The organism is Micromonospora sp. Llam0, from assembly GCF_003751085.1.
Taxonomy (GTDB): Bacteria; Actinomycetota; Actinomycetes; order Mycobacteriales; family Micromonosporaceae; genus Micromonospora_E.
The window spans coordinates 2,352,943-2,378,594 of sequence record NZ_RJJY01000001.1; the positions used below are offsets into that span (position 1 = coordinate 2,352,943).

Sequence of the window (25,652 nt, forward strand, 5' to 3'; positions counted from 1 at the left end):
CCCGTAGGCCGAGCCGTGACTCGACCTACGGGCACATCGCTACGCACGGATCCGAGAACACGTCAACGTTTCGACCCTCAGCACCAAGTGCCGCAGGCACCCTCAGGCGCTCGCAGCAGTCTACCCGATCTGGCTTCGTTGAAGTGTTTCTGACCCTTGTGTAGCCTGCAGTGTCGATCTTGAAGGCCTTGTGTTAGCGTTCCGTGCTCCAGGTCCGATGTAGCTCCAGCATCGGACCCTCGAAGTATGGGGTGGCCCGCTGTTCGCAGCAGCGGGCCACCGAGGCCAACTTGTCGTACCCAACGAACGAAGGAGGCGCACGAGTGACACTACCAGCAGGGAGAAGGTCGACCAGTCCGCAACAACAGCCCACAGATCCTCGACTTCCGGTGAGGTGGGCGGTGATCCTCGGCGGTGGCGCGATGGTCGGTTTGTTCGTCGCACGCACGGAAGGCCCAGCGAGTGGCGTCATGGCCTTCATGATCGCTGTCGGCCTGCTGTACGCGATCTTGCGGCCATAGGGTCGACCGGCGGTGCGGGATGGATCTTCGTCGTTCCGCACCGCCGGCACCTGATCCGAGCGCCCCACCTGCGGTCGCTGACGTACCCCACCGACGTCCGGTACGGTGTTGCCGAATGTAATTCGGGGGCTACTCGCCGCCGATCATGAACTCGGTCGAAGCGAGGGATGCCAGTGCCGACGATGATGGACCGGCCAGTCGGTGTCATCGGTGCCGGTCGGGTCGGCACCGCTCTCGGGCTGGCGCTGGTCCGCGCCGGATACGAGCTCGTCGGGGTCACCGCGAGGTCCGAGGCGTCCCGCCAGCGAGCCGCCGACGTCCTTCCTGGCACCCCGCTGCTGGACGTGCCCACGCTCGCCAAGAGCGCCCGCATTCTCCTGCTCTCCGTCACCGACGACGCCATCGGATCGGTCGCCGCCGAGTTGGCGGATGGCGGTCTGCTCCAACCGGGGCAGATCGTGCTGCATGTCAGCGGTGCGTGCGGTCTGGCGGTTCTCGCACCGGCGACCGAGGCCGGTGCCGTACCGCTCGCCGTCCACCCGGCGATGACCTTTCCGGGCCTCCCGACCGATGCCGACAATCTGGCCGGTCTGGCTTACGCGGTCACCACCCGACCGCATGACCGGCCACTCGCCGAGGAACTAGTGCGCGACCTCGGTGGCGTTCCGGTGTGGATCGCCGACGAGGACCGCACCCTCTACCACGCCGCGCTGGTCTTCGGCGCGAACAACCTCATCACCCTGCTGGCCGCCGCGATGGAGGCACTGATGACTGCCGGCGTGCCGGAGCCCGGATTCGTGCTGGCCCCGCTGGTGCGTGCCTCGATGGAGAACGCCCTGCGTCATGGGGACCACGCGTTGACCGGGCCGGTACGCCGTGCAGACGTCGGGACGATCGAGGCTCACCTGCGGGCACTGCGCGATCGTGCACCCCACCTGCTGCCGGCCTATCTCGATTTCGGGCTCAACACCGCGCGTCGATCCCGGCGGGCCGCGCTGAACGAGGCGGGCCGGCTCGACGAGGTCATCGCGTTACTGGAAGCAAGATCGGCCGAGGCCCGCGACAACACCGACCGGTGAACGGCCCGCTGCGGTGGGCGGCACGATGAGACGTCGTCGTTGGAGCGTCCGCCCGGGGCGGCGGCTCGATCCGCAGTTGTCGGCATCCGGGATCGTCTGCGTCGCGGCCGCGATCGCAGCCGGCGGGGTGGAGATGCTCGGCGTCCGCATCCCGGTTGTCGACTCGCCGGTACGCCAGTTGCTGCTCGCGGGGTTGGGGCTCGCGCTCGTAGCGGCGTCGGTGTTCGTGACGACACGCGACATTGCAGCGGAGGAGATGACGATGGCGACCGACCGGGTACCGCTTCCGCCCAGCACCCCACGACCGAAGCTCACCCCTCGGTTCACTGGCCGGGTCGGGCTTCTCACCGAGGCGCACGAGTCGCTGACCGAGCAGCGACGGTTGGCCCTCGCAGGGCTTGGCGGGGTCGGCAAGACCCAACTCGCCCTCGCGTACGTGGAGAACTACCGGTCCGAGTACCCGGTCGTCTGGTGGCTACGGGCGGAGAACCGTCTCACCCTCGACGACGACTTTCTCGGGCTGGCCGGCGCGCACGGACTGCCCGTCGATCCGGCGAGTCCGCAACCTCAGCAGATCGACGTCATCCGACACTGGTTGGAGGAGCGCGACAACTGGCTGCTGGTCTTCGACAATGCCGAAGCAGAGGACCTGGTCGACGACTACCTGCCGCAGCGGCGATCCGGGCACGTTCTCGTGACCACGAGGAACCAGCACTGGCGCAACGCCGCCGTCATCATCGTGCCGCCGTGGAAGCGGTCGGAGTCCATCGCGTTTCTGGCGCCGCCGGCCAGCCAGCGCAACGACGCCGACGCGCTCGCCGCCTTCCTCGGCGATCTGCCGTTGGCCCTTGACCAGGCGTCGTCGTACATGCAGGAGACCTCGACGTCGATCCGTGACTACCTGGATCTGCTGCGGTCGCGCACCGCCGACGTACTGGCTCTCGGCTCCCTGTCGAACTATCCGCGCACGGTGGCGTCCACCTGGCTGACGGCGGTGGCGACGATCCGCAAGGAGCTGCCGATCGCGCAGGAGCTGCTGAACCTCTGCGCTTTCCTGAGCCCGGAGGGAATCCCGCACACCATGCTGCGGTCGTGGTCGCCGGAGCATCCACGCCGGCTGCGTCCCCTGCATGACGACCGGATCGTCTACAACCAGGCGGTCAGCATCCTCAGCCGGTACTCGCTGCTGCAGGCAAGCCCGGACGGCCTGACCGTACACCGGCTGGTGCAGACGTTGGCCCGGCAGTCGCTGACTGCCGCTGACCGTCGGCGCTGCGCGGGCATCGCAGCGATCTATGCCGAACACGCGCTGCCGCTCGATGTCACGGCAGCCGACAACTGGCCGGTCAGCGACACTGTCGTCCCGCACGCGCTCGCCGCCGCCAGACACGCCGCCGAGCACAACGTCGCGCTCCGCCAGGTGGTCTCGCTGTACGCCCGGGTCGGCGAGTATCTCCGAATCCAGGGGCAGTACGCGCAGGCCCTCGGCGTCTTGGGCGCGGCCACGGACATTCTGCGCCGGCCGCACGACTTCACCACCCCCGACCTGCCGGAGATCCTGACCCGCACCGGAATGGCGCTGCGGGCGAGCGGACGACTTCCGGAAGCTTTCGCCGCGCTCGAAGAAGCGATCCAGTTGGGGCAAGCCAACCTCGGCCAGGATCATCCCCGGTTGGCGGTCACCCTCAACGCCGCCGGTACGGTCCTGCGGGGTCTAGGTTCGCTTGGCAAGGCGCGGGACTACCACCTCCGAGCGCTGACGATCCTGGAGCGCGCGCTCGGTGGGGATCACCCCGCCTGCGCGACGACGCTGAACAACCTCGGCAACGTGGAACGGCAGGCCGGCGACGCCGACGGCGCAGTTCGAGCGCACGAGCGCGCTGTCGACATCCGGCGGGCCCATTTCGGGGTCAGCCACCCCGATGTCGCCACCTCGCTGAACAACCTGTCGAACGCGTACGCCGACGCAGGAAACTTCGCTGCTGCCCGCCGCTGCGCCGAACAGGCAGTCGAGATCGACACCGAGACTCTGGGCACCCGGCATCCTGCCCTGGCCGCCGACCTGATCAACCACGGTGTGATCCTGCACGAACTGGGCAGGTCAGAGGAGGCGAGCCAGGTGCTGGAGCAGTCACTCGGCATCTACGAAAAGGCGTTCGGTGCCGCCCACCCCGACGTTGCCGTGATCCTCAACGACCTCGCCGCCGTCCGCCAGGCGTTGGGCGAGCCGGAACAGGCAAACGATCTACTCGCCCGCGCGGCTTCCATCCTGGATACGGGGACCGACACCGATCCCAACCTCGCTGCAGTGCTACACAACCTGAGCAGAGCATGCGCAGCGGCCGGCGACAGCGCCGGCGCTCAGGATGCCCTCCGACGCAGCCAGGTCATCCGAGCCGAGCCGGCGGTCACCGACCCACCTGCCGGAGCCGGAGTGATCGACGCGTCCTGGCTGCTGCGGCTGGACAAGGATGTCGCCACCGCCGAGTTCGACCTGGAGTAGACCCGCCGGACGCCATGCTCTCGCCGGAACCAGCCAGCAGGATGAGCCCCACGAGCTATGAGGAACTGCGTCGGCGGGTGGCTGATGAGGGCGGGGTCCTCGGTACGACTGCACAGGTGCTGCGGGACATCGAGGGCGCTGGGCGACTCGGCTCGACCGTACGTGCCGAGATCAGTCAGAAGCTTGAAGCGTACGGACTGCGGCATCTTCCGGCTGATCTGCCCCAATACCAGGAGCAGGAGGTGGTCGTGTACCTGGCCTCTGGTCCTATAGCTGCCGTAGTCAACGCGGTTCTCAACCCCAGCAGGAGCACGGCCAAGGTGTTGCGCCAGCTTGCCGACAACAACGCGCAGGAGACGCTGGACAAGATCCGCCAGCTCGTCGGTCCACCGACCGAATAGTCGACGGACACGTCCGGCGTTGTGATCCTCGCCGGACCCGGAGGTCCGGCGCAGCGCGCGCAGGATGAGCGCCTGGGGTGCGTAGTCGACGACGTGTTGCGATCCTCGCCGGACCCGGAGGTCCGGCGCAGCTCCGACACCACATCCGGATCGACGCCGCCGATTTCGGAGTTGCGATCCTCGCCGGACCCGGAGGTCCGGCGCAGCGATCATCGGGTACGCGTACAAGTTCCGGACGCTGTCACAGTTGCGATCCTCGCCGGACCCGGAGGTCCGGCGCAGCCGCAACGACGGCGGCGGCACGGTGGTCACGCCGACGCAGTTGCGATCCTCGCCGGACCCGGAGGTCCGGCGCAGCGGAGTGACGCCGTGAGCGACCTGATCACCTGGCTGCGGTTGCGATCCTCGCCGGACCCGGAGGTCCGGCGCAGCACTAGCGGAGTCCGGCCGCCGGATGATCATCAATGCCGGTTGCGATCCTCGCCGGACCCGGAGGTCCGGCGCAGCGCTGGTCACCACGTCGATGCGACCCCCGTCGCCGACGCGTTGCGATCCTCGCCGGACCCGGAGGTCCGGCGCAGCGTCCACGGGCATCGTCGAAATCAGATCAGCGCGCAGACGTTGCGATCCTCGCCGGACCCGGAGGTCCGGCGCAGCTCGCAATGCACGTGCACGCCGTTGTAATGCTGATCTTGTTGCGATCCTCGCCGGACCCGGAGGTCCGGCGCAGCTACTGCGTGTTAATCCGGTAGCACCGCGCAGAGATGTTGCGATCCTCGCCGGACCCGGAGGTCCGGCGCAGCGTGCCCGAGTAGGCGTCCCGGCCGATGTTCTTCGTGTCGTTGCGATCCTCGCCGGACCCGGAGGTCCGGCGCAGCCGACACCCCCTGACGGATCGCCGCCAGGATCGGCCCCCGTTGCGATCCTCGCCGGACCCGGAGGTCCGGCGCAGCATCTGTGGTACACCCGGGCATCGGGCGGCGGCACCGACGTCGTTGCGATCCTCGCCGGACCCGGAGGTCCGGCGCAGCGCCGACCCTGGCCGGTACGCCGATCGACCTGTCGCCGGCGTTGCGATCCTCGCCGGACCCGGAGGTCCGGCGCAGCGGCACCTTCCAACCGAGACAGGAGACAGAGATGCGGTTGCGATCCTCGCCGGACCCGGAGGTCCGGCGCAGCCCGATGTGATGATCATCGACGACCCGCACAAGGGCCGGTTGCGATCCTCACCGGACCCGGAGGTCCGGCGCAGCGCAGGTCAGGCACCGCGAGCACCGACGACACTGGGGCGTTGCGATCCTCGCCGGACCCGGAGGTCCGGCGCAGCTACTGGGCGAGGTGAATGTCAAACGCCCCCGTTACCTTTTTGATCGTCCCCAGCCGGGGACGGCTCGGTCGCCCGGCTCGGTATGACTGAATGCCCCTGTCGTACGCATGATCCGGGGGGTGTTGTCGCCGGGCCGGGTGGCGTCGGCGGACCGCTGATAGGGACCCGGCCACCCCGTCGCGGGGTAGGTCTCTCCGTAACGTGGATGCCGGCAGTCCGGCGCCGTGACCAGCGGCCGAGCCAGGCCATCGCCGTGAGGAGGCAAGCTGTGCACGACGGGTTCGGCGTCTTCATCGGACTCGACGTCGGTAAGGAAGGACACCACGCGGTCGCGTTGAACCGCGAGGGCAAGAGGCTGCACGACGCGACCCTGCCCAACACCGAAGCCGGGCTGCGGAAACTGTTCGACAAACTCGCCCGGCACGGCCGGATCCTGGCCGTGGTCGACCAGCCCGCCTCGATCGGCGCGCTGCCGGTCGCGGTCGCCCGCGCCTGCGGCCACCAGGTGGCCTACCTGCCCGGGCTGGTCATGCGCCGGCTGGCCGACCTGCACCCCGGGACAGCGAAGACCGACGCCCGCGACGCGTACGTCATCGCCGACGCCGCCCGTACCCTGCCTCACACCCTGCGTCGGGTCGACACCGGCGATGAGGCCCTGGCAGAGCTGGAGGTGATGGTCGGCTATGACGACGACCTCGCCGGCGAGGTCACCCGCGTGGGCAACCGCATCCGGGGCCTGCTCACCCAGATCCACCCACCCCTGGAACGTGTTCTGGGACCGAAACTGCAGCACCCCGCCGTCCTGGAGGCCATCTCGCGGTGCGGCGGACCCACCGGACTCCGCAGGGCCGGACGGGCGAAACTCACCGAGATCGTCAAGGCCCGCGCGCCACGCATGGGTGCCCGCCTGGTCGAACAGATCTTCACCGCGCTCGATGCGCAGACCGTCGTGGTCCCCGGCACCACAGCCGCCGAAACCGTCCTTCCCCGACTCGCCGACAGCCTGCGTGACCTGCTGCGACAACGCGACCAGGTCGCCGAACAGGTCGAGGGGATGCTTGATGCGCACCCTCTCGCCCCGGTCCTGACCTCGATGCCCGGCATCGGCGTCAGGACCGCGGCCCGCATCCTGCTCGAAGTCGGCGACGGCAGCTCGTTCCCCACTCCCGGGCACCTGGCCGCCTACGCCGGCCTGGCTCCGGTCACCCGCCGCTCCGGCACCAGCATCCGTGGTGAACACCCGCCCAAGGGCGGCAACAAGCAGCTGAAACGCGCGTTCTTCCTGTCCGCGTTCGCCGCTCTCGCCGACCCGCTCAGCCGCGCCTACTACGACCGCAAACGCGCTGAGGGCAAGAAGCACAACGCCGCCCTCATCTGCCTCGCCCGCCGCCGCGTCGACGTCCTCCACGCCATGCTCCGCACCCAACGGCCATACCAGCCCACACCGGCGGACGAACCCCGCCTCGCCGCTTGACACAACCCATAGGGACACCCGTCTGGTTGCGATCCTCGCCGGACCCGGAGGTCCGGCGCAGCCCGTCAGCCCGTACCCGGGCGCTGTCGTGGGCTCGTTGCGATCCTCGCCGGACCCGGAGGTCCGGCGCAGCGCGGCTCCGACTCCGCAGCCCTAGCCGCGCCACCAGTTGCGATCCTCGCCGGACCCGGAGGTCCGGCGCAGCCCACGCTGCATCGCCTGCCACGTCAGCCGCGCCTCAGCGTTGCGATCCTCGCCGGACCCGGAGGTCCGGCGCAGCCACCAAGGCCTACCGGCAAGCCGCCGACCCCGACGACGTTGCGATCCTCGCCGGACCCGGAGGTCCGGCGCAGCGCGTACCAGCGGGCCACCGAGCAGCTTGCGTTCCAGATGTTGCGATCCTCGCCGGACCCGGAGGTCCGGCGCAGCCACGTCAGAGTGCCCACGACATCAGATAGGGCACCTCGCGTTGCGATCCTCGCCGGACCCGGAGGTCCGGCGCAGCGACCGTCGGAGCGGAAGCGCGTGCCTTCGCCGCGCTCGTTGCGATCCTCGCCGGACCCGGAGGTCCGGCGCAGCATCTGTGGTACACCCGGGCATCGGGCGGCGGCACCGACGTCGTTGCGATCCTCGCCGGACCCGGAGGTCCGGCGCAGCCCGGTGGACGGTAGGGCAGCACCGTGCTGCCCCGGGTTGCGATCCTCGCCGGACCCGGAGGTCCGGCGCAGCCACCTACTACCGGTGCCGCTGCGACAGGTGCAGGGCTGCGTTGCGATCCTCGCCGGACCCGGAGGTCCGGCGCAGCAATCTGCCGGACGCCGCGCGCCGGGCGGCCGACATCGTGTTGCGATCCTCGCCGGACCCGGAGGTCCGGCGCAGCCGCCACCACCTGACCAGCACCACGGGGGAACGATGACGTTGCGATCCTCGCCGGACCCGGAGGTCCGGCGCAGCAATATGAATCTGACCACCACTCCGACGGCTGTTTCTGGTTGCGATCCTCGCCGGACCCGGAGGTCCGGCGCAGCTCTCTGCTCCTTTGGGTTGGGGGAACACCTGCTGCTGTGTTGCGATCCTCGCCGGACCCGGAGGTCCGGCGCAGCCCTCCGGCGGTGACGTCGACTGGCGGGCCACCGCAGTGGTTGCGATCCTCGCCGGACCCGGAGGTCCGGCGCAGCCAGCGCCGATCAGCGCCAGTGTTCGCCACCATGGCGTTGCGATCCTCGCCGGACCCGGAGGTCCGGCGCAGCGCGGGTCAGTTGCCCTTGATCACCGCTGGTGGTCAACTGTTGCGATCCTCGCCGGACCCGGAGGTCCGGCGCAGCGTCGGGCTGCAGGTCCAAGAGCCGCGCCATTCCTGCCTGTTGCGATCCTCGCCGGACCCGGAGGTCCGGCGCAGCACGGCACCGCCCGCGCCTGGCGGCAGCGGATGCAGGTTGCGATCCTCGCCGGACCCGGAGGTCCGGCGCAGCTGGCACGGCCTGGCCCGACAGGTCGACGACGGCATCCGCGTTGCGATCCTCGCCGGACCCGGAGGTCCGGCGCAGCCTGGCGGCATGCCCAAGGACTCGGCGACGGAGCCGCCGTTGCGATCCTCGCCGGACCCGGAGGTCCGGCGCAGCGGTGCGACCGGAGGGCGTTCATGATGGCGATGCCGTCGTTGCGATCCTCGCCGGACCCGGAGGTCCGGCGCAGCGTGGTGGTGGATCGCGTCGCCCGTCGCCACGACCGGTTGCGATCCTCGCCGGACCCGGAGGTCCGGCGCAGCGGCCCCCACGACGCCTCGATCCTGTAGTCGACCTGCGCGTTGCGATCCTCGCCGGACCCGGAGGTCCGGCGCAGCTCATCAAGTACTGGGATCAAATCGTTGAGTGGACTAAGTTGCGATCCTCGCCGGACCCGGAGGTCCGGCGCAGCGCCTCGTGCCAGGGATGTTCCGAGTCGGCCGGGATGCCGTTGCGATCCTCGCCGGACCCGGAGGTCCGGCGCAGCCGCCCTCGGTAAGGCCCGAGAAGACGCCAAGCGCGAGTTGCGATCCTCGCCGGACCCGGAGGTCCGGCGCAGCAGCGGCGGCGACCAGGCGGTCCGCGACATCCGCCGGGTTGCGATCCTCGCCGGACCCGGAGGTCCGGCGCAGCCGGTTCGGGCATCGGCGATCCTCGGATCTTCGCCAACGCGTTGCGATCCTCACCGGACCCGGAGGTCCGGCGCAGCCACGATGCTGGGTAGGCCGTCTTGGTGGAGCTGCACGCGGTTGCGATCCTCGCCGGACCCGGAGGTCCGGCGCAGCACGTCGACCGGCGTCACGAGCGCGGGCACGGGCCTGTTGCGATCCTCGCCGGACCCGGAGGTCCGGCGCAGCACCGGCGCGGCAGCACGCCGGTCCGGCTTCACCATCGGCGTTGCGATCCTCGCCGGACCCGGAGGTCCGGCGCAGCGCTCCGATCAGGTCTGCGAGGCGTAGACGGTCGCGATGTTGCGATCCTCGCCGGACCCGGAGGTCCGGCGCAGCCTTCAACCCGGCGCACTCAGACCACCGCAGCCCGGTTGCGATCCTCGCCGGACCCGGAGGTCCGGCGCAGCTGCGGCCGACCACTGACGAGAGGAACCACTGTGCAGTTGCGATCCTCGCCGGACCCGGAGGTCCGGCGCAGCAGCTTTCGATCACTGACCAATGGTCCACCGAAAGCAGTTGCGATCCTCGCCGGACCCGGAGGTCCGGCGCAGCCCGCGTCCATCCGGGCGACGTCGATGACCAGCTCGACCGAGTTGCGATCCTCGCCGGACCCGGAGGTCCGGCGCAGCACCCGCGTGGCCGAGCGGTACGCGGAGATGTTCAAAGGGGTTGCGATCCTCGCCGGACCCGGAGGTCCGGCGCAGCATGTCCCGGATATCGCAGGGGTAGGGGTAGGGGTTGCGATCCTCGCCGGACCCGGAGGTCCGGCGCAGCGGCCCGCCGCCGTCGACGGGCACCTGCCAAGAAGGCAGGGTTGCGATCCTCGCCGGACCCGGAGGTCCGGCGCAGCCGGGGCGGCGCCGCGCCGGTCCGGCTTCACGATCGGCGTTGCGATCCTCGCCGGACCCGGAGGTCCGGCGCAGCCGGCCGAGGAGCTGGGCATGGTGGTCCCGTTGACCGACCACGTTGCGATCCTCGCCGGACCCGGAGGTCCGGCGCAGCAGCGCTGCGCGGCCAGATCGACGAGGTGCTGTGCGGGCGTTGCGATCCTCGCCGGACCCGGAGGTCCGGCGCAGCGACACGGTTCATAATGTTTGCTTCTCCTTCGGGAGGGTTGCGATCCTCGCCGGACCCGGAGGTCCGGCGCAGCCGCCCCTCCTACGATTCGTCGCCCGCGCCGTCCTGGTTGTTGCGATCCTCGCCGGACCCGGAGGTCCGGCGCAGCCCTGTGTTTCGAACTCGGCTGGCCGGTGCCGCCGTCCGTTGCGATCCTCGCCGGACCCGGAGGTCCGGCGCAGCCTGCGGGCGCTGCGCGAGCAGGCTGGCCTGTCACTGCGGGTTGCGATCCTCGCCGGACCCGGAGGTCCGGCGCAGCCGCCCCGATCTCCAGGACAACCGGGTTCAGGTGCTGATGTTGCGATCCTCGCCGGACCCGGAGGTCCGGCGCAGCCAGGGCGACGTCGACGCCGACGCCCTGCACGAAGGTCCGTTGCGATCCTCGCCGGACCCGGAGGTCCGGCGCAGCGCCCTGCGGCAGTTGCCGACCGCCAGCGATCTGGTCGGCGTTGCGATCCTCGCCGGACCCGGAGGTCCGGCGCAGCTCTGCAGCTGTGGGGCAGCGCGGCGGCTGCCGCCCGTTGCGATCCTCGCCGGACCCGGAGGTCCGGCGCAGCCGCTGTGCAACTGGGTGCGCCGCGCAGGCGGTGGAAACGTTGCGATCCTCGCCGGACCCGGAGGTCCGGCGCAGCCGTCTCCGTTGCTCTGGGCTGGCTTGTCGCCGCCAACCGGTTGCGATCCTCGCCGGACCCGGAGGTCCGGCGCAGCACAACCCACCCACCACGCCCGAGGAGGCCACCCCAGCATGTTGCGATCCTCGCCGGACCCGGAGGTCCGGCGCAGCCACCTGCTGCAGGTGTCGTCGCCGCTCGCACCGCACGAGGTTGCGATCCTCGCCGGACCCGGAGGTCCGGCGCAGCACGCGTAGCAGCTCGGCGCGCAGGGTTTCCGGGATGAGGTTGCGATCCTCGCCGGACCCGGAGGTCCGGCGCAGCCCACCGGTCAGCCCGGGGCACGGTGAGCTGCGCAGCGTTGCGATCCTCGCCGGACCCGGAGGTCCGGCGCAGCGGAGGCGCTGATGCAGTGCGGCAACCGCTTCCCCGTTGCGATCCTCGCCGGACCCGGAGGTCCGGCGCAGCCTACTACGCCATCTGGACCGCGACCGACGGCGACGACCAAGTTGCGATCCTCGCCGGACCCGGAGGTCCGGCGCAGCTGAGTCGATGAACCTGCGCCACGACGACGGACGCACGGCGTTGCGATCCTCGCCGGACCCGGAGGTCCGGCGCAGCAGAGCGCGGTTCCAGCCATCCTGCGCGCGCGCCGCTGGTTGCGATCCTCGCCGGACCCGGAGGTCCGGCGCAGCCGTCCTCGTCGAGGCCCAACTGCTTGGCGTGCTCCACGTTGCGATCCTCGCCGGACCCGGAGGTCCGGCGCAGCTCGAATGTGCGCTGCAAGTAACGACTGAGGCTCACTCGTTGCGATCCTCGCCGGACCCGGAGGTCCGGCGCAGCCGGGGTCGCCGGCATGGAATAGCACCCGCTGGTTGAAGTTGCGATCCTCGCCGGACCCGGAGGTCCGGCGCAGCGGGTTGTCGCGGTTGTGTCGGCGGTCGAGAGCGTGCGCGTTGCGATCCTCGCCGGACCCGGAGGTCCGGCGCAGCGTCGGAGTCCTCTCATCGCTGGTCACCCCTGACCCGAGTTGCGATCCTCGCCGGACCCGGAGGTCCGGCGCAGCGGATGTGGCCGGGGTTGAGGGGCCGCCGGACCGCAACGTTGCGATCCTCGCCGGACCCGGAGGTCCGGCGCAGCAACGATCCGGAGTTGCTGCGGGCCGCCTTGGTGGATGTTGCGATCCTCGCCGGACCCGGAGGTCCGGCGCAGCGACTGCCGCACCGCCGCACTGGCGGTATCCGCGACGTTGCGATCCTCGCCGGACCCGGAGGTCCGGCGCAGCTCGGCGCGCACATCCAAACCGGTGACCAGGTCCCAGCGGTTGCGATCCTCGCCGGACCCGGAGGTCCGGCGCAGCCGACAGTTGCAACCCGTCGATTAGGCACGTCGCGGCCGTTGCGATCCTCGCCGGACCCGGAGGTCCGGCGCAGCGACGGGACTCGAACCCGCAACCCGCCCATTAACAGTGGTTGCGATCCTCGCCGGACCCGGAGGTCCGGCGCAGCGGTCGATCGCCACCATCACGACCTACAACACCAAGGTTGCGATCCTCGCCGGACCCGGAGGTCCGGCGCAGCTGGTGTTCCAACAACCAAAACACTACTCTCCCCGTTGTTGCGATCCTCGCCGGACCCGGAGGTCCGGCGCAGCCAACATCAGCACGTATCTAGTCACCGGCGTTGAACCGTTGCGATCCTCGCCGGACCCGGAGGTCCGGCGCAGCGACGGCGGCCAACTCACCCCGCGCGGTGCCGCGTACATGTTGCGATCCTCGCCGGACCCGGAGGTCCGGCGCAGCAGATCGACGCCGTGTTCGTCGGCGGCAGCACCGAATGGTTGCGATCCTCGCCGGACCCGGAGGTCCGGCGCAGCCTGCAACAACACTGGACGTTGCCCCAGATGCTCGTCCGGTTGCGATCCTCGCCGGACCCGGAGGTCCGGCGCAGCGACATAACCGTCTCGGGTCTACTCGGGTCCGGTTCGGCGTTGCGATCCTCGCCGGACCCGGAGGTCCGGCGCAGCACTCCCGTGGCCGTACCGCAGGTGTCCGCACCCGCCTGGTTGCGATCCTCGCCGGACCCGGAGGTCCGGCGCAGCGCCGAACCGATGAGCCTCGACTGGAACGAACTCCAGCAGTTGCGATCCTCGCCGGACCCGGAGGTCCGGCGCAGCGGCTCGCGAGCTGCAAGTATTCATCAATCACGATTGACTTGACGTCGCTCACGAGCAGTTTATGTCCCAATCGTAGGGGTTTGGCGGTTCGGAACCTCACGCTTGGAGCGTGGTCACCGGAGGTTCCTAGATCAACTTCATACGGCGGAATGTACGTATTGGTGGCGGCTGGCCGGGTACGGCCAGCCGCCACCAACAGTCTCAGCGGGCGTCAGGCGTGGGCAGGTGGGTGGTGAAGGTGGCCCACTGGGCGGGCGCGAAGGTCAGGACCGGGCCGGTCGTGTCCTTGCTGTCCCGTACGGCGATGACGTCGGGCAGGTTCGTCGCCACTTCAACGCAGGCTCCGGCGTTGCCGCTGCGGCTACTCTTGCGCCACGTCGCGCTGGTCAGGTCGACCACTGGTCAGTGCCTCCAATGCATTCTCTATCATTTCCCTGGACGAGGCTTCGTCGAGGGCACGGCTTTCGAGGTCGCTCCAGACCAGATCGTAGGCTCGAATTTCCTCGGCCTTGTTCAGGTAGAGCGCCCCGGTCAACGTGTCCACGTAGGCCAACGGTGGTTCGACTGGCTCGGTAGCAAGCGGGGCGTTCGGGAAGCTGAGCAGGGTGAACGTCGAGGTCATTCCCGCGTGCTCCCCAGCCGAGTAGGGCAGGACCCGCACAGAGACGCTGTGCCGTTTCATGGCGTCAAGAATGTGTTCAAGCTGAGCCACCATGACTTCCGGACCGCCAACCAGACGATCGAGAACCGCCTGGTTGATGATCGTACGCAGATGAGGTGGTCGAGGCGAGTTCAACAACGCTTGCCGTTCGAGCCTGATCTTGACTCGTCGTTCGACCTCTTCATCGGTGAGCAGGCCGACCGGTAGACGCGTTACCGCCTCGGCGTACTCACGGGTCTGCAAGAGCCCTGGAACCGACTCGGAGACGAAGTGCCGGATCGTGGCTGCGCTGTCTTCGAGGGAGACGTAGAGGCCGAACCAGGCGGGTAGGGCCGATTCGGTGTAGTCGTGCCACCAGGCACGCCTCGGGGCTTCGCGGGTCTCTCTGGTCATGGTGAGCAGGCGGTGGCGGGTCTCCGGGGAGACCCGGTAGAGGGTGCACATGGCGTCGACGTCGACGTCGCGGAAGCGGATCCGCGAGTCGCCGGCCTCGATGCGCCAGATGGTGGAGGAGCCGCGTTGCAGTGCCCGAGCTGCGGCGTCCTGGCTGATGCCGGCGGACTCCCGCAACACGGTGAGCCAGCGGCCGATGTGTCGGCGGAGCAGGGTTGTGCCGATGGAGCCGGACAAATCGCTCGCCCCCTTCATCCTCTGTGGTGAGTGTAGTCACCCACGTGGCGGACAATCAACTGACGAGCGCCTTCATAATCGTGAAGGCGCTCGGCACTGAAATGATTGACCTCGACCAGGGGTTGCCCATGACGATGAGGGCGCATCGCGCCTTGTCTTATGCATGCGGTCCAACTTAGATAACTGATGCCGGTGCTGTCCATAGTCACCCGCCGCAGTCGGAGAACCCCCCCGTGACCGGCTGCGGCGGGGCCGGCGCATGCGCTCCTGCCCGTACGACTAATTGATCTTCGCTCGGGAGGAAATGAAATGTCCACCGCCCTCGCGTTCATTACCGCCGGCTTTGTGCTCGGCATTCCGCCGGGTCTGCTGCTGTGCCGGCTGCGGCGACGCTGGTGCCCGGCCTGCGGGCAGACGCTCCGCTGCCCCGACTGCGGCTCCCGGCAGTTCGTCACCCTCGACGTGCGGCCGACCACCGGACGGCGCTGGTCGCCCCGGGCTCGGTCGGCGACCCGGGCCGCCGGCCGGTGACCGTCGAGCACGTGGCGGCGCGGCCGTCGTGGCGGTGCCGGGAGTGCCGGGCACCGTGGCCGTGCCAGCCGGCGAAGACGCAACTTGTCGCCGCGTACGACCGGATCGGTCTGTGCATGTACGTGGCTGAGCGGTCCGCGGAGGCCGCCCTCGACCTGCCGGGGCTGACCCCGGCGGCGGCGTACGCCCGGTTCCTCGGCTGGGCGCGGGCCGCCACCCGTTCCGAACCCACTGGAGAGACCTGATGGAATCCGAGATGACCGTCCGGGCCGCCGACGTCACCGACATCGCCGAGCTGTCGGCGCTGCTCGCCGAGGCGTTCGTGACCAACCCGGTGGCCGGCTGGCTGATCGCCGACGTGTCCAACCGGTACACCACGTTCCTGCGGCTGTTCGACGTCGAGTTGACGCACGGGCTGGCGCACGGCGTCGTCCACGTCGCCGGCAACCGGGAAGGGGTGGCGCTGTGGCAGCCGTACCCGATGCGGTTGACGACGGTGACCGACCACGAGCGGGAGGTGCTCGGTGCGGCCGGCATCTACCGGCGGCGGGTCGCGCACCTGCGGGCGGTGCGTGACGAGCACCGGGCGGCGGCGTTGCGGCTGCCGGGCGGGCCGTCGGCCGGGCTGGCGGCCGGGCTGGCGGCCGGGCTGGCGGCCGGGCTGGCGGCGGAGCCGGCCGACGGGTCCGCGCCGGAGCCGGTCGTCGGCCACGAGCTGGTGTACCTGGCGGCGGCGCCGTGGCTGCGCCGCCGCCGCATCGGCGCGGCGCTGCTCGACCACCATCAGCGCACGTTGGACGCCGCCGGGCTGGTCGGGCACACCGTCACCGACCAGGAGTACGCCCGGGACCTGCTGGCGGTGCGGGGTTGGCGCACGCCCGGCCCGCGCCACCTCTCCCCCGGCGGGCCGCCGCTGTGGTCGATGCGCCGCGAGCCCGGCACCCGGCCGATTCCGCCTACAGCGGGGTACGGACGATGAAGGTGGCGTTGGAGGCGTTGGCGCCCTTTCCGATCTCGGCGAGTTTCAGGTATCTGCCGTCGTGGTGCAGGTACTGCTGCGGGTAGTTGTAGGAGCGCAGTGAGGTGTGCTGCCCGGTCAGTCCGGCGACCGGGCAGAACGTGGCGTCGGCCCGGAACAGGGCGCTGCCGTCGATCCGGTGCAGGAAGAAGCGGAAGTTCTGGTGGCGCAGGTAGTAGCCGGGGAAGTTGACCGATTCCAGGGAGATGCAGCTCGACTTGGCCAGGCCGCGGCGGACCACGAACGCGGCGTCGGCCTTGCCGCGCCGGTCGACGATGTCGACGCGGCCCTCGAACTCGAAGTGCCGCACCCGGCGGCCGGCCAGGTTGACCGGCTCCAGCCCGTACGTCCCGCCGACGGTCAGGGTGAGGTGCGCGGGCGCGGTCGGTTTCGGGTCGGTGGCCGGCGGCGGTGGTACCGGTACGGCCGGGGTCGATCCGCCGCCGGGTGCGGCGGCGTCGGGCGTGGTGGTGTGTACGCCGTCACCGACCGGGCCGGCCTGCCCGGCCTGGTCGGTCGGCTCGCCGGACGGCGGTGCGCCGTACGGGCTGGCGGTCGGGTCGGTGCCGGTTGGGTAGTCGTCGGGGCCGGCCCCGGTGTCGACGCCGCTCGGGGCTCCGGCGACGAACTCGCCCCGGATCGGCTCCTGCTGGGCACCCCGGTTGGTGGCCACGGTCGCGGCGATGACGGCGGCGGTGAGCACCGCCACGGCACCGATCGCGGTACGGCGTTGCGGGATCGCCGGGCGGTCGGCGTGGCTGACCGGCGTGGCGGGCAGAGCATGGGCACCGGGTGCTCCGCCGCCCGATTCTCCGCCGCCCGATCCTCTGCCGCCCGGTGCCGTGCCGCCCGGTGCCGTGCCGCCGGCTGCGGTGCCGTCGGCGACCTCGCCGTCGATCGCCGGGGAGGCCGACCAGCTGACCCGGCCGAGTCGGGCGGTGGTCAGCGGCAGTGGGCTCTCCGCCGGTGGCCGGGGCCAGCGTGGGGTGGAGCCGGCCCGCCGGGACAGCTCGCCGCCGGGTGTCCGCTCGCCCTCGGACGTCAGCCAGCGCCCGACGCGCAGCGGATCCTGCTGGGTGTCCTCGTCGGACATCGAAGCCCTCCCACTTTCCGGATCACAGACTGTTCCGGTTTTGTCACTGCATCGCGGCGCATACATTCTCATTTCGCCCCTGGGCTGCGCCAGTACCCGGAGCCACTGAGTTGATCTCTTTTCGGTGTTCGCCGGGTTCGTTGCCGGGGTCGGTTACCGTTACAGGGGTGACCGGTCGACTCACGGTAGCGAAGTCGATCAGGTCGGTCCCCGCAAGTGAACGGGCGACCACGATCAGTAGAGTGGGGACGTGCCTCTGTGGATCGCAGCGACGTGGGGACTGGTCGGCAGCGTAGTCGCCGAAGCGCTCAATCTCTACGCCATGATGCGCCCGACCACCGAGTCGAAGGGGCGTTGGCAGTGGCCGTGGCGCACCCGGGCGGACCAGCCCATCATCATCTTCGCCGTCACGCTGCGGGCCGTCGCGGGCACCGGGCTGGCCGCCGCAGCGGCGGCCGGTGGGGTGGCCACCACGGCGTTCGCGACGTTCGTCTTCGGCGTCGCCGCGCCGCTGTTCATCGCGCGGATGTTCGACCAGGTCCGGGTGGTGGACCGGGGCACGCCGCCATCGATCAACGGGCAGGAGTCTGGCGATGAGAGCCCGTGACGGTTTCCTGTCCCGGCTGGTCGCGGCGCTGGCCGCCCGACCGGCCGAGACCACGACGTCGGTGCCGCTGCCGGCGCGGACCAGGCTGGCGGCGGCGCTCGCCGCCCGGCCGGTCGTCGGGCAGCCGGTCGACCGGCCCGCCGACAATGCCGTCGTCGGCACGGCGGCCGGCGCGGTGTCCGCCGGGGACAAGCTGACCGGCCAGGTCAAGCTGGTCGTCGCGGAGCTGCTGAAAACCACCGTGGACCAGCTGCTGCTGGACTCCGACGGTGACATCGGCATCCGCGCCGGTTCGGCGATGATCCTGGTACGCGCCCAGGAGGACCCGCCGCTGGTGGAGGTCTTCTCGCCGCTGCTGACCGGAGTGCAGCCGTCCGAGACGCTGCTGCGGCGGCTGACCGATCTGACCGTGACGATGCCGGTCGGCCGGATCTACTGCACCGGCGACACGGTGTGGGCGTCGATCCCGGTGCTCGGCGTCGACTTCCAGCCCACCCATCTGCTGCTGGCGATCCGGGCGATGCTGCGCCTGGCCGACGACCTCGACGACCGGTTGCAGCAGGAGTTCGGTGGCAGCCGGGCGGCCGGGCCGGAGTCACCGGGCATGGAGGCGCTGCCAGACCCGACCGGCTACCTGCGGGACCTGGCGGCGGCCGGCGAGTCGCCGGCCGGGCGGATCCTGGTCGACCTGCTCGCCGACCGGGGCCACCTGGACCAGTTGCGGACCCTGGCGGCCAGCGGCGACTGGCATGCGGCGTCGCGGCTGGCGACCCTGCTGTACGCGCGGGGCAAGCAGGCCGAGGCGGAGCACTTCTGGCGGTTGGCGGCCGACAAGGGCGAGCCGTCAGCGCGTACCGAGTTGGCGACGGTGCTGGCCGGTCGGGGCGACGTCGACGAGGCGATCGCGTTGCTGCAGGCCGGGGTGGCCGCCGACGACTGGCACGGGGTGGGTCTGCTGGTGACCCTGCTGGCCCGGCAGGGTCGCGCCGACGAGGCGGTGGCGTTGCTGCGCGACCGGGCAGGCTGAGCCCGGCCGGCTCGACGTCGAGCCGGCCGGGCGTTACCGGGCCCGCCGACGGAGCAGCCAGCCGGCGAGCAGCAGCACGAGCAGTCCCCCGCCGCCGGCGGCGACCCCGGCCAGCAGCGGCCCACTGCCCCGGTCGTCCGACCCGGCGGCGACGCCCGGTGCCGGCAGCACCGCCCGGGCGCAGTCGGCCGGGTCGGCGCTGTCGGTGCCGCCGTCGACGACCTCGAAGTAGAACTTGCCGTTGATCGCGTGCCCGTCGGCCGACGTCGCCTCGTAGGCGAGTGTGTGCACGCCGGTGGTCAGCGGGTCGACGGTGGCGCACAGGGTCTTCGCGTTGACCACGACCGCCTCCCCCACCGCGACGCTGGTGTCGTCGGGGCCGGTGACGGTGATCCGCCGTTCGCCGGTGCCGGCCAGCGGGCCGAACGTCAACGCGATGGTCGCCACCCCGGGGGCGACCTCGTCGCCCGGCCCGGGGGCGGCGGAGACCAGCTCGGTGTGCGCCCACGCGGGAGCGGCGAACGCGACCGCCGCCACCCCCGCGCAGGCCAGGGCCGTGGCGCGGCTCAGAAGTCGGCGCATGCCAGCCGGTTGTCCATGGCTTCCATCGGGTGGATGACCACCGACTTGGCGGCGTCGCCGACCTGCTGCTCGTTGGTGACGGTCGCGGTGCCGGTGCCGTCGGTGGCGGCGGTGAAGCCGAGGTGGACCTCGTTGGGCGGGGTCTCCGGGCCGCTCTCGTCGAACTTGAAGTGCGGTCCGCCGTTGTCGGCGGCGCACTCCTGGGCGTGCAGGTGGCCCATGTACTGCGCGCCGGGTTCCAGCCCGGTCATGGTGACGGTGACCGTCGTACCGTCGTCGGTCTGCGCCAGCCAGGCGGTCCCGGCGGCGTCGTCGGTGCCCGGTGGCCGGGTGTCGAGCAGGGCGAACGTGGCCTCCACCGCACCGTCGATCTGGTCGGCCGGGGTGGCGGACGGGTCGTTCATCATCCCGTCCATCCCGTCCATGCCCTCGGAGTCCATGTTGTCGGACATCGCGGAGGCCGACGCCGTCGGTTCCGGGGTCGCGACGGCGGCGTCGGTGGTGCCGGACGAGTCGTCGCCGCAGCCGGCGAGGACGCCGACGGCAGCGAAGCCGACCACCGCGACAGCGGTACGCCAGCGGTCCGATCCGTTGATCTTCACGTGTCGTGTTCTCCCTGTTCGGATACGAGGGTAGGCCGGCCACCCGGGCGATCCGGTTGCCGGCACATGTCTGACCGTTCGGGCGGTCCGTGCGCTTTTGGGGCCGTCCCTGTATTGAGTCGGACGCGGCCGCGCGGAGGTTCCCGCGAGATCGACTCCGTAGTGTCAGGGTTGTGATGCAGTCGGCTTACTCCTGGTCACGGCACCGTTCCCCGTGCCGACCCAGACACTCGGTGGCGCTGCACGCGACCGTGCAGGTGCCGCTACCGGTGGTCGGCGGACGAGTTCTGGTCGCCGACGCCGGGGGTGGTCTCGACCGCCGAGGGGTCGGACAGGTTGACCCGCTGCAGCGGGGCCGCCGGGTGCGACGTACCGCCGTCATGGCCGCCGACCTCGGCGCGGACCCGGGGCCGCGACTGCGGGTGCTGCTCCTGCACCCAGGCGACCAACTGCTCTCTGACCAGGCACCTCAGGTCCCACAACGCCGAGGAGTTCGCCGCCGACACGAGCGCGCGGGTCCGGATGTTGCCGTCGGTGGCCCCGGTCACCTGCAGCCCGCAGACCCGACCGTCCCACAGCGGCGCGGCCGCCTCCGACTCGACGATGCGGCGCAGTTCCTGACGCATCGTCTCGACCGGCAGACTCCAGTCGACGTCGATCTCAGCGGTGCCGAGCACCGACGACGCGGTCCGGGTCCAGTTCTGGAACGGCGTGGTGGTGAAGTAGTTCGACGGCAGGATCAGCCGGCGTTCGTCCCAGATCTTCACCACGACGTAGCCGAGGGTCATCTCCTCGATGCGACCCCATTCACCTTCGACGACGACCACGTCGTCGAGGCGCAGCGCGTCGCCAAAGGCCAACTGCAGACCGGCGAAGATGTTGCCGAGCATGCTCTGCGCGGCGAGCGCGGCGACCACGCCGACCAGGCCGGCGGAGGCGAGCACGCTGGCTCCGGCGGCGCGGGCCCCCGGGAAGGTGATCAGCATCGCGCCGACGGTGAGGACGCCGACGACGGCGAACGCGACCCGGCGGATCACGGTGATCTGGGTGTGCGCGCGGCGGGCTGCGAGGTTGTCGTTGACCTCGATCGGGAAGCGGCGCAGCGCGGTGTCGGCGGCCAGCCCGAGCAGGGTGGCGACCAGCCAGCCGCCGGTGGCGATGGTGGCCAGCAGGATCGCGTGCTGCACCGGCTCGTGCCAGCCGTTGGTGGTGGCGATGGGGATGGTGAACCGGGCGGCGAGCAGCGCGGCGATGATCGCCGTCGGCCAGAAGGCGCGCCGGGAGATGTCGGTGAGCAGCGTGGAGCGGCGGCCCGCGAAGCGGAGAATGCGGTAGGCGACGGTGACGGCGAGGGCCGCGGCAGCCGCCGATCCGATCACGATCGCGGCGCTGACCAGGGCGTCGGACACGTCCGACATCTCCTTCCCATCGGTTTGTCGGCAGCGGCCAGCTAATCACATCGACCGGCGCCGGCCGGGGACCGGTCGACGTCGCGCAGCGTGACCAACGGCGCGGACCAGCCGCGCAGACCGGCCAGGAACGGCACGGACCGGGCCAACACCACCCCGACCAGCCCGTCCTGAGACGCCGGCTGGTCATACCGGTCACCTAGCTCGGCGGCGAGCCGCGACTGCAGCCGCCGCAGCATCTGGTCGGCGTCGTCGGAAAGCGCGCCACCCTGGCCGCCGGTGGCGCCCTGGTCGACGGTGCCCTCGCCAGCGGCACCCTCGTCCGTGTCACCGTGGCCGGTGCGCGACACGGTGCGGTCCAGGTAGCGGCGGGCGATCGTGTCCTGGGCGCGCAGCAACGCGTACGCCAACTCCTCGGCCCGTGGCCCGAGACCACGCCAGGTGGCGCAGCGGGCGGTGAGCAGCGCGGCGACCGTCGCCTCGATGACATGTTCCAGGGCCGGCTCGAGATCGTAGTCCGGCCGCCGCGGCCGGTAGGTGAGCGCCACCAGCGGGTACCGGCGGACGGTGTCGTCGATCGCGCGCAGATCGGCCGCCCAGTCGGCACAGCGCTGCCGGGTGGCGTCGACCCCTTCGGCGGTCAGGCTGCGGACGATCAGCCCGACGCCGTCGCTGCCGCGGACCTGGTCGTGCACGGCGAGCGCGAACCGGTTCCGCACCGTCAACCCGGTGATCAGTTCGATCAGGTACGTCGCCAGCGCGGCGAACAACGCGAAGCCGAGCGCCGCGACACACACCGCGAGGAATTTCTGCGCCGGGGTGTCCGGGGTGAGATCGCCGAAGCCGAGCACCGTCAGCGTGCCGGCGGAGAAGTACAGGGCGTCGTCGAAACCGGCCGGGCCGTAGCCGGCGACCCGGTGGTAGCCGTCCAGGTGGGGCCACACCACCAACGCGACGCCGACCACCAGCGGCACGATCCAGGCCAGGAAAGTACCGGTCACCAGCACCGGACCGGCCCAGACCAGCAGCGTACGCTCGGGCCGCCGGCGCCGGTTGGCGGCGAACGACGACAGCCGCCACACCGACCGCCGGACCGCGCCGGCGCCGGGCCCTCCGCGTCCGGGTGCAGGATCGTCAGCCAGACGTCGACCACCACCACGGCAATCAACACGCCGCCCGGTATCGCCCACAGCCACGTCATGGGCGCAGGTATACCCCGTTTACCGGCTGGTCGACTGCACCACCTCGAACTCCAGCAGGCTGGCGCCGGTCGCCACCGGCGGGCGGGGCCGTTCGCCGTCCCCGGCGGCGTGGGCCTGCCGGGCCGGGCCGGCCGCCCACGCCTGGTAGGCCTCCTCGCTCTCCCAGCGGGTGTAGACGAAGTAGCGGCCCTCCCCCGCGACCGGGCGCAGCAGCTCGAACGCCAGGAACCCGGGCGCGTTCTCCACCGCCCCCTGGCGGGCGGCGAACCGTCGCTCCAGCTCGCCGCCAGCGCCGTCGGGGACCTCGATCGCGTTGATCTTCACGACTGCCATGTGGACAGCCTAGTCGGGGGTGGGTGCGGTCAGCCCTGCTTGGCCCAGTCGCCCAGGGACCAGTCCCGTACCTCGGGCATGTCCTCCAGATGCTCCACCACGTACGCCTCGTGCTTGGCGAGCTGCTGCTCGCACCAGACCTTCAGGTCGGCGGCGCCGCGCGGCAGCCGCCGGGCGTTGTTGATCGCGTCCATCACCAGGTGGTAGCGCGACGCCCGGTTGCGGACCGTCATGTCGAACGGGGTGGTAGTGGTGCCCTCCTCGATGAAGCCCCGCACCCGGAACCGGTCGGCGTCCGGCCGGCCGTGCACCAGTTGGTGGATGGCACCCGGGTAGCCGTGGAAGGCGAACACCACATCGACCGAGTCGGTGAACAGCTCGGTGAACATCGTCTCGCTCATGCCGTGCGGGTGGTCCTTCTGCCGGGGCAGCCGCATCAGGTTGACCACGTTGACCACCCGGACCTTCATGCCGGGCAGCCGCTCCCGCAGGATCTGCGCGGCGGCCACCGTCTCCATGGTGACCACGTCGCCGGCGCAGGCCAGCACGATGTCCGGCTCGGAGCTGCCGTCGTCGGTGCCGGCCCACTCCCAGATGTCAGCACCCTTGGCGCAGTGTTCGATCGCCTGGTCCATGGTCAGCCACTGCAGCTGCGGCTGCTTGTCGATGACGATCAGGTTCACGTACGACTTGGACCGCAGGCAGTGGTCGGCGACCGACAGCAGGCAGTTGGCGTCCGGCGGCAGGTAGACCCGCGACACGGTGCCGCGCTGGTTGAGCACCACCTGGATCAGACCGGGACCCTGGTGGGAGAAGCCGTTGTGGTCGTTGCGCCAGGCCGTCGAGGTCAGCAGGATGTTGAGGCTCGGCACCTTGGCCCGCCAGGGCAGGTGCGCCGCCTCCTGCAACCACTTGCCGTGCTGCACCGTCTGCGACGCGCTGACCATGGCGAACGCCTCGTAGGTGGCGAACATGCCGTACCGGCCGGTCAGGTTGTAGCCCTCCAGCCAGCCGTGGCAGTTGTGTTCGGACAGCACCTCCATTACCCGGCCGTTGCGGCTGATCGCGGTGTCCGTCGGGTACACCTGCTCCATGAATCCGCGGTCGGAGACGTCGAAGACCGAGCCGAGCCGGTTGCTGTTCGTCTCGTCCGGGCAGAACAGCCGGAACCGGTCCGGGTTGCGGGTATAGATGTCGCGCATCAGCTCGCCGAGTTTGCGGGTCGACTCGGCGCGTAGCCGCGCCGGCTGCGGCACGTCGACGGCGTACTCGCGGAAGTCGGGCATGTCCAGGTCGCGGGTGAGCAGGCCACCGTTGGCGTGCGGGCTGGCGCTCATCCGCAGGTCGCCGTCGGGGTTGACGCCGGTCACCGTCGCGGTCGGCGCGCCGTCCGCGTCGAACAGCTCCTCCGGGCGGTACGAGCGCAGCCAGGTTTCCAGGATCGCCAGGTGGTCGGCGTTGTCCCGGACGCCGGACAGCGGCACCTGGTGCGACCGCCAGGTGCCGGTGACGGTGATGCCGTCGACCTTCTCCGGGCCGGTCCAGCCCTTCGGCGACCGCAGGATGATCATCGGCCAGCGGGGGCGGGAGCCGTCCCAGTCGCCGGAGCGGGCGGCTTCCTGGATCCTGCGGATCTTGCCCCAGGCGTCGGCGAGGGCGGCGGCGAACCGGTAGTGCATGCCGGGCAGGTCGTCGCCTTCGACCTCGATGACCTCGTACCCGTGGCCTTCCAGCAGCGAACGGACCTCGCCGCGGTCCTTGCGTCCCAGCACCGTCGGCCCGGCGATCTTCGCGCCGTTGAGGTGCAGGATCGGCAGTACGGCGCCGTCGTGGGCCGGGTTGATGAACGACACGCCCTTCCAGGAGCCTTCCAGCGGGCCGGTCTCCGCCTCGCCGTCGCCGACCACGGCGATGGCCAGCAGGTCCGGGTTGTCCATCACCGCACCGAAGGCGTGCACCAGGACGTAGCCGAGCTCGCCGCCCTCATGGATGGAGCCGGGGGTGGTGACCGAGACGTGGCTGGGGATGCCGCCGGGGCTGGAGAACTGCCGGAACAGCCGCAGCATGCCGGCCTCGTCCCGGGTGACGTCCGGGTAGATCTCGGTGTAGGTGCCCTCCAGGTAGCCGGCGGCGACCAGCGCCGGGCCGCCGTGACCCGGGCCGGTGAGGTAGATGGTCTGCTGCCCGGTGTGCCGGATCAGCCGGGACACGTGGGCGTAGATCAACGACAGGCCGGGGCTGGTGCCCCAGTGGCCGAGCAGCCGCGGCTTGATGTGCTCCGGGGCGAGTGGCTCGCGCAGCAGCGGGTTGCCCCGCAGGTAGATCTGCCCGACGGTCAGGTAGTTGGCGGCCCGCCACCAGGCGTCCAGCTGCGCCAGCTCGGCGTCGTCGGGCGCGGCGAGGACCCGCAGCAGCCCGTCGTCCACGCCGGCACGGCCGGCCAGGGTCGGGGTGCGCTGATCGGTCACGGCAGTCACGAGCGGATTCCTCCTCATCAAGGGGTACGTCCACGACTGATGGTAGAGGGGCCGCTGAGGTTTTTCGCGGCTCCAGTGCCTGCTGGGCAGGGGCACA

Annotated in this window: 22 protein-coding genes, 1 tRNA gene and 1 CRISPR repeat array; of the genes, 11 read left to right on the plus strand and 12 right to left on the minus strand. The window is 70.8% G+C overall.

The features are described from left to right. Positions 1–703: 703 nt before the first annotated feature. The 4 genes from EDC02_RS10545 (at position 704) to EDC02_RS10560 (ending at position 7,305) form a co-directional block, all read left to right on the plus strand. Entirely contained in the window at positions 704–1,600 is an 897-nt protein-coding gene (locus EDC02_RS10545) for a Rossmann-like and DUF2520 domain-containing protein (RefSeq protein WP_199757575.1), read from the plus strand. A 25-nt stretch (positions 1,601–1,625) separates the two neighbouring features. Further along, positions 1,626–4,103, plus strand: a complete 2,478-nt coding sequence (gene fxsT / locus EDC02_RS10550; protein WP_148083393.1) for an FxSxx-COOH system tetratricopeptide repeat protein — start codon at positions 1,626–1,628, stop codon at positions 4,101–4,103. Positions 4,104–4,219: 116 nt separating this feature from the next. Beyond that, positions 4,220–4,504, plus strand: a complete 285-nt coding sequence (locus EDC02_RS10555) for a hypothetical protein (protein WP_199757576.1) — start codon at positions 4,220–4,222, stop codon at positions 4,502–4,504. An 18-nt stretch (positions 4,505–4,522) separates the two neighbouring features. Further along, positions 4,523–5,831: a CRISPR direct-repeat array (repeat unit 37 nt; unit sequence GTTGCGATCCTCGCCGGACCCGGAGGTCCGGCGCAGC). Positions 5,832–6,084: 253 nt separating this feature from the next. Continuing rightward, entirely contained in the window at positions 6,085–7,305 is a 1,221-nt protein-coding gene (locus tag EDC02_RS10560) for an IS110 family transposase (protein ID WP_370461441.1), read from the plus strand. Between the two features lie 735 nt (positions 7,306–8,040). On the opposite strand, the gene EDC02_RS40140 is transcribed toward EDC02_RS10560, so the two are convergent. Next, the gene (locus tag EDC02_RS40140; protein WP_158632124.1) at positions 8,041–8,208 is read right to left on the minus strand and encodes a hypothetical protein; all 168 of its coding nucleotides are present in this window, start codon (positions 8,206–8,208) and stop codon (positions 8,041–8,043) included. Between the two features lie 739 nt (positions 8,209–8,947). Here EDC02_RS40140 and EDC02_RS40145 point away from each other — a divergent pair. Further along, on the plus strand, positions 8,948–9,100 hold the full coding sequence (locus tag EDC02_RS40145) for a hypothetical protein (RefSeq protein WP_158632125.1): 153 nt from the start codon (positions 8,948–8,950) through the stop codon (positions 9,098–9,100). A gap of 392 nt (positions 9,101–9,492) precedes the next feature. Here EDC02_RS40145 and EDC02_RS40150 read toward each other — a convergent pair whose 3' ends face one another. Further along, the gene (locus EDC02_RS40150) at positions 9,493–9,702 is read right to left on the minus strand and encodes a hypothetical protein (RefSeq protein ID WP_158632126.1); all 210 of its coding nucleotides are present in this window, start codon (positions 9,700–9,702) and stop codon (positions 9,493–9,495) included. A 1,640-nt stretch (positions 9,703–11,342) separates the two neighbouring features. Here EDC02_RS40150 and EDC02_RS42330 point away from each other — a divergent pair. Then, on the plus strand, positions 11,343–11,465 hold the full coding sequence (locus EDC02_RS42330; protein ID WP_255500149.1) for a hypothetical protein: 123 nt from the start codon (positions 11,343–11,345) through the stop codon (positions 11,463–11,465). 1,169 nt (positions 11,466–12,634) lie between these two features. On the opposite strand, the gene EDC02_RS40155 is transcribed toward EDC02_RS42330, so the two are convergent. The 3 genes from EDC02_RS40155 to EDC02_RS10570 form a co-directional block, all read right to left on the minus strand. Then, positions 12,635–12,713: transfer RNA gene (locus EDC02_RS40155), tRNA-Asn, on the minus strand. Between the two features lie 871 nt (positions 12,714–13,584). Continuing rightward, entirely contained in the window at positions 13,585–13,782 is a 198-nt protein-coding gene (locus tag EDC02_RS10565; protein ID WP_123601787.1) for a DUF397 domain-containing protein, read from the minus strand. Then, positions 13,745–14,692 (minus strand): helix-turn-helix transcriptional regulator, encoded by a 948-nt coding sequence (locus EDC02_RS10570; RefSeq protein ID WP_123601788.1) that lies wholly within the window; start codon positions 14,690–14,692, stop codon positions 13,745–13,747. Before EDC02_RS10570 ends, EDC02_RS10565 begins: the two co-directional genes overlap by 38 nt. A 291-nt stretch (positions 14,693–14,983) precedes the next feature. Here EDC02_RS10570 and EDC02_RS10575 point away from each other — a divergent pair, with 291 nt between their 5' ends. The 3 genes from EDC02_RS10575 to EDC02_RS10585 are packed head-to-tail and all read left to right on the plus strand — an operon-like array spanning position 14,984 to position 16,184. After that, positions 14,984–15,205: a hypothetical protein gene (locus EDC02_RS10575; RefSeq protein WP_123601789.1), complete on the plus strand. Its 222-nt coding sequence runs from the start codon at positions 14,984–14,986 to the stop codon at positions 15,203–15,205. Next, positions 15,202–15,450 (plus strand): hypothetical protein, encoded by a 249-nt coding sequence (locus EDC02_RS10580; RefSeq protein WP_123601790.1) that lies wholly within the window; start codon positions 15,202–15,204, stop codon positions 15,448–15,450. The genes EDC02_RS10575 and EDC02_RS10580 overlap by 4 nt, the downstream gene beginning before the upstream one ends. Continuing rightward, positions 15,450–16,184: a hypothetical protein gene (locus tag EDC02_RS10585; protein ID WP_123601791.1), complete on the plus strand. Its 735-nt coding sequence runs from the start codon at positions 15,450–15,452 to the stop codon at positions 16,182–16,184. Before EDC02_RS10580 ends, EDC02_RS10585 begins: the two co-directional genes overlap by 1 nt. Here the strand turns inward: EDC02_RS10585 and EDC02_RS40795 are convergent. Then, a complete protein-coding gene (locus EDC02_RS40795; RefSeq protein WP_199757577.1) occupies positions 16,162–17,316 on the minus strand; it encodes an AbfB domain-containing protein in 1,155 nt (384 codons plus the stop codon). The two genes, EDC02_RS10585 and EDC02_RS40795, sit on opposite strands and share 23 nt — an antisense overlap. A 250-nt stretch (positions 17,317–17,566) precedes the next feature. On the opposite strand from EDC02_RS40795, the gene EDC02_RS10595 reads away from it, so the two are divergent. Together EDC02_RS10595 and EDC02_RS42765 are read left to right on the plus strand one after the other, a co-directional pair. Beyond that, the gene (locus EDC02_RS10595) at positions 17,567–17,923 is read left to right on the plus strand and encodes a hypothetical protein (RefSeq protein ID WP_123601792.1); all 357 of its coding nucleotides are present in this window, start codon (positions 17,567–17,569) and stop codon (positions 17,921–17,923) included. Next, positions 17,910–18,950, plus strand: coding sequence for a hypothetical protein (locus EDC02_RS42765; protein ID WP_123601793.1), 1,041 nt, complete (start codon positions 17,910–17,912; stop codon positions 18,948–18,950). The genes EDC02_RS10595 and EDC02_RS42765 overlap by 14 nt, the downstream gene beginning before the upstream one ends. 33 nt (positions 18,951–18,983) lie before the next feature. On the opposite strand, the gene EDC02_RS10605 is transcribed toward EDC02_RS42765, so the two are convergent. From EDC02_RS10605 to EDC02_RS10630, 6 genes are all read right to left on the minus strand, one after another. Beyond that, a complete protein-coding gene (locus EDC02_RS10605; RefSeq protein ID WP_123601794.1) occupies positions 18,984–19,532 on the minus strand; it encodes a copper resistance CopC family protein in 549 nt (182 codons plus the stop codon). Next, positions 19,517–20,134: a superoxide dismutase family protein gene (locus tag EDC02_RS10610; RefSeq protein WP_199757578.1), complete on the minus strand. Its 618-nt coding sequence runs from the start codon at positions 20,132–20,134 to the stop codon at positions 19,517–19,519. Before EDC02_RS10610 ends, EDC02_RS10605 begins: the two co-directional genes overlap by 16 nt. 263 nt (positions 20,135–20,397) lie before the next feature. Next, complete coding sequence (locus EDC02_RS10615; RefSeq protein WP_123601795.1) at positions 20,398–21,552, minus strand: mechanosensitive ion channel family protein; 1,155 nt, start codon at positions 21,550–21,552, stop codon at positions 20,398–20,400. A 32-nt stretch (positions 21,553–21,584) separates the two neighbouring features. Beyond that, entirely contained in the window at positions 21,585–22,625 is a 1,041-nt protein-coding gene (locus EDC02_RS10620) for a potassium channel family protein (RefSeq protein ID WP_158632127.1), read from the minus strand. 138 nt (positions 22,626–22,763) lie between these two features. Further along, positions 22,764–23,078 carry an antibiotic biosynthesis monooxygenase gene (locus tag EDC02_RS10625; protein WP_123601797.1) on the minus strand — a complete coding sequence of 105 codons (315 nt, stop codon included), beginning with the start codon at positions 23,076–23,078 and terminating at the stop codon, positions 22,764–22,766. Between the two features lie 29 nt (positions 23,079–23,107). After that, positions 23,108–25,573 carry a phosphoketolase family protein gene (locus EDC02_RS10630; RefSeq protein WP_123601798.1) on the minus strand — a complete coding sequence of 822 codons (2,466 nt, stop codon included), beginning with the start codon at positions 25,571–25,573 and terminating at the stop codon, positions 23,108–23,110. Positions 25,574–25,652 lie beyond the last annotated feature (79 nt).

What these genes read in the sequence shown, in the direction of transcription:
- fxsT (WP_148083393.1), top strand. Translation starts at nt 1,626, where the DNA reads ATGAGACGTCGTCGTTGGAGCGTCCGCCCGGGGCGGCGGCTCGATCCG.
- EDC02_RS10625 (WP_123601797.1), bottom strand. Translation starts at nt 23,078, where the DNA reads ATGGCAGTCGTGAAGATCAACGCGATCGAGGTCCCCGACGGCGCTGGC.
- EDC02_RS10605 (WP_123601794.1), bottom strand. Translation starts at nt 19,532, where the DNA reads ATGCGCCGACTTCTGAGCCGCGCCACGGCCCTGGCCTGCGCGGGGGTG.
- EDC02_RS10570 (WP_123601788.1), bottom strand. Translation starts at nt 14,692, where the DNA reads ATGAAGGGGGCGAGCGATTTGTCCGGCTCCATCGGCACAACCCTGCTC.
- EDC02_RS40795 (WP_199757577.1), bottom strand. Translation starts at nt 17,316, where the DNA reads ATGTCCGACGAGGACACCCAGCAGGATCCGCTGCGCGTCGGGCGCTGG.
- EDC02_RS10630 (WP_123601798.1), bottom strand. Translation starts at nt 25,573, where the DNA reads ATGAGGAGGAATCCGCTCGTGACTGCCGTGACCGATCAGCGCACCCCG.
- EDC02_RS40150 (WP_158632126.1), bottom strand. Translation starts at nt 9,702, where the DNA reads ATGGTGAAGCCGGACCGGCGTGCTGCCGCGCCGGTGCTGCGCCGGACC.
- EDC02_RS10545 (WP_199757575.1), top strand. Translation starts at nt 704, where the DNA reads ATGATGGACCGGCCAGTCGGTGTCATCGGTGCCGGTCGGGTCGGCACC.
- EDC02_RS40145 (WP_158632125.1), top strand. Translation starts at nt 8,948, where the DNA reads ATGATGGCGATGCCGTCGTTGCGATCCTCGCCGGACCCGGAGGTCCGG.
- EDC02_RS10585 (WP_123601791.1), top strand. Translation starts at nt 15,450, where the DNA reads ATGGAATCCGAGATGACCGTCCGGGCCGCCGACGTCACCGACATCGCC.
- EDC02_RS10615 (WP_123601795.1), bottom strand. Translation starts at nt 21,552, where the DNA reads ATGTCGGACGTGTCCGACGCCCTGGTCAGCGCCGCGATCGTGATCGGA.
- EDC02_RS42765 (WP_123601793.1), top strand. Translation starts at nt 17,910, where the DNA reads ATGAGAGCCCGTGACGGTTTCCTGTCCCGGCTGGTCGCGGCGCTGGCC.
- EDC02_RS10575 (WP_123601789.1), top strand. Translation starts at nt 14,984, where the DNA reads ATGTCCACCGCCCTCGCGTTCATTACCGCCGGCTTTGTGCTCGGCATT.
- EDC02_RS42330 (WP_255500149.1), top strand. Translation starts at nt 11,343, where the DNA reads ATGTTGCGATCCTCGCCGGACCCGGAGGTCCGGCGCAGCCACCTGCTG.